The sequence below is a fragment of the Glycomyces albidus genome (assembly GCF_009451885.1).
Taxonomy (GTDB): Bacteria; Actinomycetota; Actinomycetes; order Mycobacteriales; family Micromonosporaceae; genus Glycomyces; species Glycomyces albidus.
The window spans coordinates 4,949-13,046 of the sequence record NZ_WIAO01000062.1; the positions used below are offsets into that span (position 1 = coordinate 4,949).

Annotated in this window: 8 protein-coding genes; 4 read left to right on the forward strand and 4 right to left on the reverse strand. The window is 67.4% G+C overall.

The genetic code is table 11. From position 1 onward, the window contains the following. Positions 1-702 precede the first annotated feature (702 nt). On the reverse strand, positions 703-1,968 hold the full coding sequence (locus tag GFD30_RS25370; protein WP_194202117.1) for a TIGR02710 family CRISPR-associated CARF protein: 1,266 nt from the start codon (positions 1,966-1,968) through the stop codon (positions 703-705). A 6-nt stretch (positions 1,969-1,974) separates the two neighbouring features. Between GFD30_RS25370 and GFD30_RS26485 the strand changes: the two genes are divergently transcribed. The 4 genes from GFD30_RS26485 (at position 1,975) to GFD30_RS25385 (ending at position 6,981) form a co-directional block, all read left to right on the forward strand. Beyond that, positions 1,975-2,142: a hypothetical protein gene (locus tag GFD30_RS26485; RefSeq protein ID WP_194202118.1), complete on the forward strand. Its 168-nt coding sequence runs from the start codon at positions 1,975-1,977 to the stop codon at positions 2,140-2,142. Positions 2,143-2,270: 128 nt separating this feature from the next. Next, the gene (locus GFD30_RS25375; RefSeq protein ID WP_153027941.1) at positions 2,271-3,272 is read left to right on the forward strand and encodes a CBS domain-containing protein; all 1,002 of its coding nucleotides are present in this window, start codon (positions 2,271-2,273) and stop codon (positions 3,270-3,272) included. A gap of 35 nt (positions 3,273-3,307) precedes the next feature. Continuing rightward, complete coding sequence (locus tag GFD30_RS25380) at positions 3,308-3,952, forward strand: hypothetical protein (protein WP_153027942.1); 645 nt, start codon at positions 3,308-3,310, stop codon at positions 3,950-3,952. Then, entirely contained in the window at positions 3,949-6,981 is a 3,033-nt protein-coding gene (locus GFD30_RS25385; RefSeq protein WP_153027943.1) for a helicase HerA domain-containing protein, read from the forward strand. Before GFD30_RS25380 ends, GFD30_RS25385 begins: the two co-directional genes overlap by 4 nt. A gap of 24 nt (positions 6,982-7,005) precedes the next feature. On the opposite strand, the gene GFD30_RS25390 is transcribed toward GFD30_RS25385, so the two are convergent. Genes GFD30_RS25390 through GFD30_RS25400 form a run of 3 tightly spaced genes read right to left on the reverse strand, consistent with a single transcriptional unit; the run spans position 7,006 to position 7,819 of the window. Continuing rightward, positions 7,006-7,293: a hypothetical protein gene (locus GFD30_RS25390; protein ID WP_153027944.1), complete on the reverse strand. Its 288-nt coding sequence runs from the start codon at positions 7,291-7,293 to the stop codon at positions 7,006-7,008. Further along, complete coding sequence (locus GFD30_RS25395; protein ID WP_153027945.1) at positions 7,290-7,568, reverse strand: hypothetical protein; 279 nt, start codon at positions 7,566-7,568, stop codon at positions 7,290-7,292. Before GFD30_RS25395 ends, GFD30_RS25390 begins: the two co-directional genes overlap by 4 nt. Next, complete coding sequence (locus GFD30_RS25400) at positions 7,565-7,819, reverse strand: hypothetical protein (protein ID WP_153027946.1); 255 nt, start codon at positions 7,817-7,819, stop codon at positions 7,565-7,567. Before GFD30_RS25400 ends, GFD30_RS25395 begins: the two co-directional genes overlap by 4 nt. Positions 7,820-8,098 lie beyond the last annotated feature (279 nt).

Genomic DNA, 8,098 nt, shown 5'->3' on the forward strand with positions numbered 1-8,098 from the left:
ACCTTTCGCGTCTTTCACCCCCTATTCGCCGGGGGGGGGGGGGGGCCCCCCCCCCCCCCCCCCGCGACTCGTTTCTCTCCAACCTTCTCATCCCATGTTCGAGCTCGGCTATTCCAGCGGTGACCGCCGCCGGGAAGAACGACGCCCGGCGAGCGCCAGGGGCGCTGGCGGTCAGTGCGCTCGGTGAGCACTTCGAAGACCATGTTCAGCTCTTTGAGCTCTCGGGCCGCCGACGCGCTGGGATCTGCTTGTAACGTCAGGTGGGGCTGGCTTCCCGGGCTGGTCAGACGCTTTCGCGCCCGCTCGTGGCGGCGAAGCGCTCGGTACAGGTCCTCGAGATCGCACGGCCATTGGCTCGAGAAGAGCGTGAACTCAATGGTCGGTTTCATCCTCATGGTCGGCGGGACGCCATTGAACTCGCTGAGGCGGTGGATGACCGCGACCTTTCGAATGGGGTCGTGTTTCGACGCGCGGAGTCGAAGCTCCAGTTTGAAGAGCGTGCCGCCGAGTTCGTAATCGCCGCCTCGGCGTCCGCGGCTCAACCAGGCCCCTTGCTGGAGTCATGCTTGACCTCGGTTTCCGTGTACGAGGGGTTCCAATCGGAGTGCTTCGAGCGGGTCAGGACGAGGTCGGGGCGCAGTTGCTCTCGCTGCCGTCGTTCGAGCTCTTCCCGCCAGCTCGACGGAAGTTCGAGGGCACCGCTCATATGCTGTCCACGAAACGCAGCTCGACAATGCGGTCGTCGACCCTGTCATCACCGTGCACAAGTCGCCAGTAGGCCCGCAACGCCCGGAGGGCGAAGCTGCCGAGCTTCTCGGTGACCTCGGCTGAGACGGTGGTCTTGCCGTGCGCCAGTACCGAGGCGTTGCGCGCGTCGCTCATCGAGCGGAGGTGTCGCAGCGCTTTGGTCTGGTCGAGCCCGAACAGCGGCAGCATCGGATCGTTCAAGACTTGCAGCAGGAGTGCGGACTCGACCATGCCGACCTTGAACGGCATGCCGCGGAACTCGCGGTTGAAGACCAATTCGGACAGGTTCCGATACCGTTCGATGAAGGCCTCCGGGTCCTGGTCGGCCTTGGCCCAGTCGGGCTTCGACGGCGAGATGCCGTGGTCCGAGAGTCGCATCTCGAAGAGGCTTTCCAGCATCCGGTAGTAGAGCAGAGCGGCGAAGTCGCGGCGCCCGTGCTCCTCGTAGTGCTTCCCCAGCAGGTAGAAGGTCAGGGCGAGCGGCTCGCCCTCGCGCCGGCGGGCCAGTCCGTCCAGGAAGTCGAGCTGCACGCGGAGACGGCGCTCGGTCTGCGGGTCGCAGCGGGAGGAGGCGTCGTTCAGCCGCGTCCGCATCGTCTTCACGGCCTTGCCGAGGCGATCGAATTCGAGGTCGCTCCATGCCATGTAGAGGTCGGACAGGTCGCAGCCGAATCGGGCTCGCGCCGGTGTCGGGGAGGTCTGGGCGATGGTCTCGAACCGCCGGTACGCGGCGTCGAACGCGCCGTGCCCGAACTCGACCTCCGCGGACTCCTGCTGGCGGTCCCCGAAGAGCTTGGTCGGGTTGTCGAGCATCACGAGGCGCTCGGTACCGGGTTCCGCCTGCCGGATCTCGGGGTTGAAGTCGCCGTCGATGTAGCACATGCGCGAGTCGAGCTGGGTCGCGGCCAAGGCCGCGCCGGCGGACATGGACTTCTTCCCACCGGTGATGTCGATGACCACTGTCGGGTTGGGGACGCCGTTGAACCGTTTGTAGTCGTCGACCGCGTTCCGAATCCGTTCGTAGAGGTCGACCGGAGCGAGCGGGTCCACACGCCGCACTTCGACGTGCGACGCGGGAAGCTCGACGTGCTCCCGGATGAAGTCGATGCCCTCGCGCGCGGAGTGGGAGACCAGGACCAGCAGCTCCTTGGGCCGCAGGAAGGCCGCGGCGAAGATCGTAGTCTCGGGAGAGAATCCCGAGAGGCTCACGAGCAGGTCCACCGGACCGTGATCCTCAAGGGAAGCCTGTCTCTCTATGCGGCGCAGGGCTTCTGGAACAAGTACTTCATGCCGGTACCGGCGGGCCTGCTCTGCGGGAGTGCCTTTGCCGTCGTAGTCCTCTTCGCCGCACATGATTCGGACGATTCGGCTCCGGTTGCGGGGGTCAACCTTTGACATTGGCTGAAATTAACCAGCGATCAGGGGGACGGGTATCCCCCACGATGGAGAAAGCGCTTTTCTGTCGGATATCCGACTCTGAATGCGGATCCCCGCACACACTCGAACTGCGTTAGCTTTGACCGATGGCATCCGATGAGTCACTCAACGCAGCTGCCGCCGTCCCGAATCGCCTTGAAGAACTCCTTGAAAAAGCCGCTCAGCCGAACCGTCCTCCCGTAGTGATCGGTGTCCGCGACCTGCTCGCATGGTGGGGTGAATCCAGACGGACTCCTGAGACGGTAGAACAAGTACAGACGGATCTGACCCGATACGGACTCACCACGGATCCTCCGTTCACCGAAGTCTGGGCCGAAAGTCAAGTCACCCTGATACCGGCCGCCTCAACAACCGCAGAGGACGACACTGAGCCGAGCGCAGAGGGTGCACTCAGGGTCGGACATCTCAAAGGTGCGAGCCAGCGGGTCGAATGCGTCGCTAAGACCGAGCCGATCTCCAAGGCGATCACCGCCATGACGCGCAAGGACTATTCACAGCTCGCGGTCGTGGACGACAACGGCGTTCTTCGCGGGGCGATCAGCGAACGCAGCATCACGAGGGCCTTCCTCCGCGGCCCCCTGGAACTGGTCTCCGACGCCCGCGAGCCGATCCGGCAGCTCAAGCCCGACCACCTGGTGCTCGACCTGGTCGACGAGCTGTGCACGAGCGGCTTCGGGATCGTGGCGAGCGACGAAGGCCGACCCACAGGGATCATCACCGTCGGTGACCTGCTTCAGGAGTTCGTCTCGCTCCATTCGCCGATCCTGACCATCAGCATCATCGAGCTCCACATCCGCAATAGGACCCGGGCGCGCCTGGATCCCGCGGTGATCGAGCGGTATCTGACGAAGTGGGCCAAGGCCAAGCCGAACGCGGCACCGACCTTGGGCAGGTACCGCGAGATGCTCAAGGTCGACGACAACTGGCGAAAGCTCGGCTGGAACATCGACCACGAGTACTTCCTCCGGACCCTGCAACTCGTCAGCACCACCCGGAACGAACTGGCCCACTTCTCCCCCGATCCCCCCGACCAGGAGCGGCTCGCCGAGATCGACGACTTCGCCAGAGTCCTCCAACAGCTCACCTGACCCCTGTCCCCTCCCCCCGACTTGGAGCGCCTCCCATGCAGCACGAACTGACCCAGCGCGAACGTTTCATCCTCCTGGCCCTCATGGTCCACGAACCCCCCACCGACGTCACGAACACCGCCCTCAAAGCGAGCTTCGGTCTCGACGTCGGAGCCGGTGAGCGCGAGAACCTGGCCGCTGCCGGCTACCTGACGTTCCTGCGCGCCCGCAGCTCAGGGCAGCCGTACCTATACGAGCTCACCGCGGCCGGGCGTGAGCGCGCGGTCGAGGAGCTGGCCGGGTCGGCCGACCCGAAATCCGCGATCAACCTGCGGGTGGTGTACGCCCTGTTCAACGCTGTTCACCGTTTCCTCCAACGGAACCACGTCCCGGCGGAGGCGGTCTTCAACGCGGACCGCCATGACATCGGCGGCGACCTCGACTCGCCCGTCGGCGACGCCGTCGCCAAGGAGTACGGCAACCTCGCCGAAGGACCGGGGGCATGGGTGCCGCTGCGCGCCCTGCGCGACGCACTGCCGAACATCGACCGGGGCGAACTCGACGACACGCTCAAGCTCCTCCTCCGCCGCCGGGTGATCAGGTTGACCTCCGAGGCCAACCGCCGCACACTGTCTGAGGCCGACAAGGCCGCGGCGCTGAACATCGGCGGAGACGACAAGCACTGGATGGCGATCGCATGAGCCTCGATCCGTCCCTGCGCCGGGCACTGGAGGCGCTGCTGAAGCTCGACTTGACGGTCCAGTTCACGGACGTGTGGAAGGACGCCGACGTGAACGTCGAACTCCACAACCATGATGCCGCCCAGGAGCTGCGGCGGAGCCTGGAGGAGGCGGAGCAGCTCCGGCACACCAAGGCGCTCGGGCTCGTCGTCCACGGCGAGGCCGGATCAGGCAAGACGCACCTGGTCCGGGAGGGCCGCATGGCGCTCGAGCGCGGCGGCGGGCTCTTCGTGCAGATGGACGTCAACCGCGACGAGGACTTCGCCACGGCGGCGCTGCTGTCCTTCGTGTTCAGCCTCACCGAAGGCACCGGCAAGGACGGGCAGCAGGTCCAGCTGCTCCTCAAGAAGCTGCTGGAGAACGCCGAACTCGCCGATGAACACCGCTGGGGCATCAAGGACTACTACCCGACGCCGGAAGCGGTGGACGCGGTCGTCGCCGCGGTCCACGCGGAGTTCGGCTACCTCGACGGCACGGCACGCGACGTCGTGCGCGCACTCTGCCTGCTGTCCTCCCGCAACCCCGCCGACCTCGGCATCGCCGAGGACTGGCTGTCGTGCAGGGAGGAGGTGGGCACCGGGCGGCGGGAGCGCTGGGGGATCCATCCGGCGACGCGGCGGCCGCGGGAGGTGCTGCTCGCCCTCACCAAAGTGGTCTCGCTGGTCGGCCCTGTCCTGTTCTGCATCGACCAGATCGACGAGATCGTGCAGAAGGCGGACCTGAATACGGCCGGCGTGTCACCCCATGGCGACCTCGACGCCCAGCTGAGCAACCTCGCGATGGGACTCATGGACTTCATCGAACAGTCTCGTAGGACGCTGACCGTGGTGTCCTGCCTGCCCGGCTCTTGGAGCCGGCTCGAGGCGGCGACCTTGCAGTCGGTGCCGGGGAGGTTCTGGTCACCGCGCGCGCTCGACGAGCACCTCACCGGCGACGCCGCTCGGGCGATCATCGCCCGGCATGTCGAGGCCCGACTGGCCGACGTGAAGTTCAAGGCACCGTGGGCGGGCTGGCCCGCGGCGCCGGAGGCGTTCAACCAGAAACTGCTCAACACGCCGCGCCAGATCCTCCGCAGCGTCCAGGACCATGCGAGGAGGTGCCTCGACCAGGACGACTTCGAGCCGCTGCGCTCACTCGTCCCGGATGCGGGCGTGGGTCCGGTGCGGGAACCGGAATCGGTCGCCGCCCGCTTCGAGCAGATCCTGCGGGAGGTGGATGTCGCCAGCGCGCTGAGCCATGAGCACGAGGACACCGATCTGCCTCCGCTGCTCGTGGCCGGATTCCGGGCGTATGCAACGGAGACCGGGACTCCCATGAACGTCCACCCGCTGCGGAAACCCAAGTTCAACGGCATTCACGCCGTGCTGCGCCAGGACGATCGACGCTGGTGCCTGCGAGGCGTGGCGCAGGGCCGGGGCGTCGCCTTCAAGGCCCGCCTCAACTGGCTCTTCGAGCAGTCCGGTGCCGAGCAGGACCTCGACGCCGTGGCGGTCGCGCTGCGCACCCGGCCGTGGGAGCTGACGGAGACGGCGCAGCAGAACCTGCTGGAGCTCCAGAAGCGAGGCCTCCGCGTCATCGACCTCGACCCCGGGGAACTGCGCGTATGCGCCGCGTTGAAGCAGTTGGAGGCCGAGCGCCATCCCGAGTACGAGACTTGGCTGTGCGCCACCCGGCCGATGAGCGGCACCGCGCTGGTGCGCAACATCTTCGACGAACAAGGAGGCGAGCCGCCGCCACCGGGGCCGGAGACACTGCCGATGCCCCACCCTCTTCCGCTGGGCGGCTTCGAGGACGGTACTCCCGCATCAGTCGACCTCGAGCGCCTGCGCAAGCACGTGGCCGTGTTCGCCGGCTCCGGTTCCGGCAAGACCGTCGTCCTGCGCCGCCTCATCGAGGAGTGCGCCCTGCAAGGCGTGTCCTCGATCGTGCTGGACCCGAACAACGACCTGGCGCGGCTCGGCGAACCGTGGCCGAGTCCACCCGCGGCTTGGAGTCTGGGCGACGCGGAGAAGGCCGCGGCGTACTTCGCCGACACCGAGGTCGTCGTCTGGACGCCGCGTCTGGCGAAAGGCCGTCCGGTCTCCTTCCAGCCGCTGCCGGACTTCGGCGCGGTCATCGACGACGAGGACGAGTTCGAGAGCGCGCTGGACAGCGCGGTCGCCGCGCTCGCGCCCCGGGCGAAGGTCGCCGGAAACACCGACCGCCATGAGCAGGCTCGGGCGGTGATCCGGCAGGGCCTCATGCACTACGCCCGCAACGGCGGCGACGGACTCGAAGGGTTCCTGCAACTGCTCGCGGACTTCCCCGACGACGTGGTCAACCTCTCGAAGGCGACCGAGATCGCCCACAAGGTCGCCGAGACGCTGCGGGCCTCGCAGATCAACGACCCGCTGTTCGGCGGCGACGGCGCGCCGCTCGATCCCGGTGAACTCCTCAAGCCGAGCAGAGGGAAACGGGCCCGGGTCTCGGTGGTGAGCCTCATCGGACTGCCCGACGCGGCCCAGCGCCAGGGCTTCGTCAACCAGCTCCAGATGGGGCTGTTCGCCTGGATCAAGCGCCATCCCGCGGGCGACCGGCCGCTCGGCGGCCTCTTCGTGATGGACGAGGCGCAGACGTTCGCGCCGTCCGGCGCCATGACCCCATGCACCGGGAGCACGTTGGCGCTGGCCTCCCAGGCCCGGAAGTACGGACTCGGACTCGTGTTCGCCACCCAGGCGCCGCGCGGCGTCCACAACCAGGTCGTCGGCAACTGCGCGACCCAATTCGTGGGCTTCCTCAACCACCCGACGCAGGTCGCGGCGGTCAAGGACATGGTCGACGCCAAGCAGGCCAAGGACCTCCAGGTGACCGAGCTCGTAGCGGGCGACTTCTACCTCAAGACCGAGGGCAGACCGCACCGGCGCGTCACCACCCCCATGTGCCTCAGCCACCATCCGAAGAGCGCGCTGACGCCGGAGGAGGTGGTGTCGCTGGCCAGGCGCGAGCACTGACCCGGAAAAGCCCGGCGCGGCCGGTCAGCCTTCGCAGTCTCGGAACACGCGCTCCTTTCGGCGCCACAGGTCGATGGCACGGTCGAGGACGGCGCGGGTGCGTTCGTCGTCGAGCCAGGCGGCGTAGTCCGGGGCGGCCGCGAAACGCGGGAGGCAGTCGAGGTGGGTGACGTGGCCGAGCAGGGGCGGTGTGTGTTCGGTGAAGGTGAGGCGGAAGGTCGGCTCGTGCCAGTGCCAGGCGAAGGCGAGGGTGCGGTCGGCGACTTCGCGGTAGCCGAGGACGGGCAGGCCGTCGGCGAAGCGCAGGGTCATCCGTCGACCTCCGCTTCGTGGCGGGCGGCGTGGTGCCAGATCGCGGTGGCCTTGTCGCGGGCGGTGCGGCGCAGCGCCGCGGGCCACTCGGCCCGGTACAGGTGCAGTCGCGCGAACGGGGAACCGATCCGGTTGATGTAGCCGAGGTCGACGGCGGGTTCGGGTGTGATGCGGCGCAGGCGGACGGCGGTGGTGGGGCCGCCGGCGAGTTGGTAGACCTCGATGCGGCGGTGTTCGAGGGTGAAGCGGCCCAGGACGATGCGTTCGGGGTTCATGCGGCACCGCCGTCCCAGGAGAAGCCGATCAGGGTCGTGAGGACGTCGCGGAGGGAGTCCGAGCCGATGCAGGAGGCGAGGAGTTTGACGGCGGAGCGGCGCTGGGGGCAGCCGTGGGCGCCCCAGGTGTGGCGGCACCATTCGCAGCGCAGGCGGCCGAGGCCGAACCAGGTGCGGTAGGGCTTGTGGAGTTCGAGGTCGATTTTGACCGAGGCGGGGACCGGGTCATGGCGTACGCTGAACGAGACCACGGGAGGTTTCCTCTCTGGTAAGGGGCGGGCCGCCTCCGGACGCCAATCAGGATGGGCGGCCCGCAGCGTTTCTATTCAGTTGGTTTTCTGAGACGCGTGATACACGCGTTCTGCGACCTTGGCACATCGGTGCGGCGAGGGCAACCAGCGACTGAGGTGTAACAAGGATGTTGGACACGGATCCTGATTTGAGAGGATCGTGTCCATGCCCGCGAAGCGCCGGAAGTTCAGCCCGCAGTTCAAGGCGGAGGCTGTGCAGATGGTCGTCCAGACCGGTCG

What these genes read in the sequence shown, in the direction of transcription:
- GFD30_RS25395 (WP_153027945.1), bottom strand. Translation starts at nt 7,568, where the DNA reads ATGAACCCCGAACGCATCGTCCTGGGCCGCTTCACCCTCGAACACCGC.
- GFD30_RS25380 (WP_153027942.1), top strand. Translation starts at nt 3,308, where the DNA reads ATGCAGCACGAACTGACCCAGCGCGAACGTTTCATCCTCCTGGCCCTC.
- GFD30_RS25375 (WP_153027941.1), top strand. Translation starts at nt 2,271, where the DNA reads ATGGCATCCGATGAGTCACTCAACGCAGCTGCCGCCGTCCCGAATCGC.
- GFD30_RS25390 (WP_153027944.1), bottom strand. Translation starts at nt 7,293, where the DNA reads ATGACCCTGCGCTTCGCCGACGGCCTGCCCGTCCTCGGCTACCGCGAA.
- GFD30_RS25385 (WP_153027943.1), top strand. Translation starts at nt 3,949, where the DNA reads ATGAGCCTCGATCCGTCCCTGCGCCGGGCACTGGAGGCGCTGCTGAAG.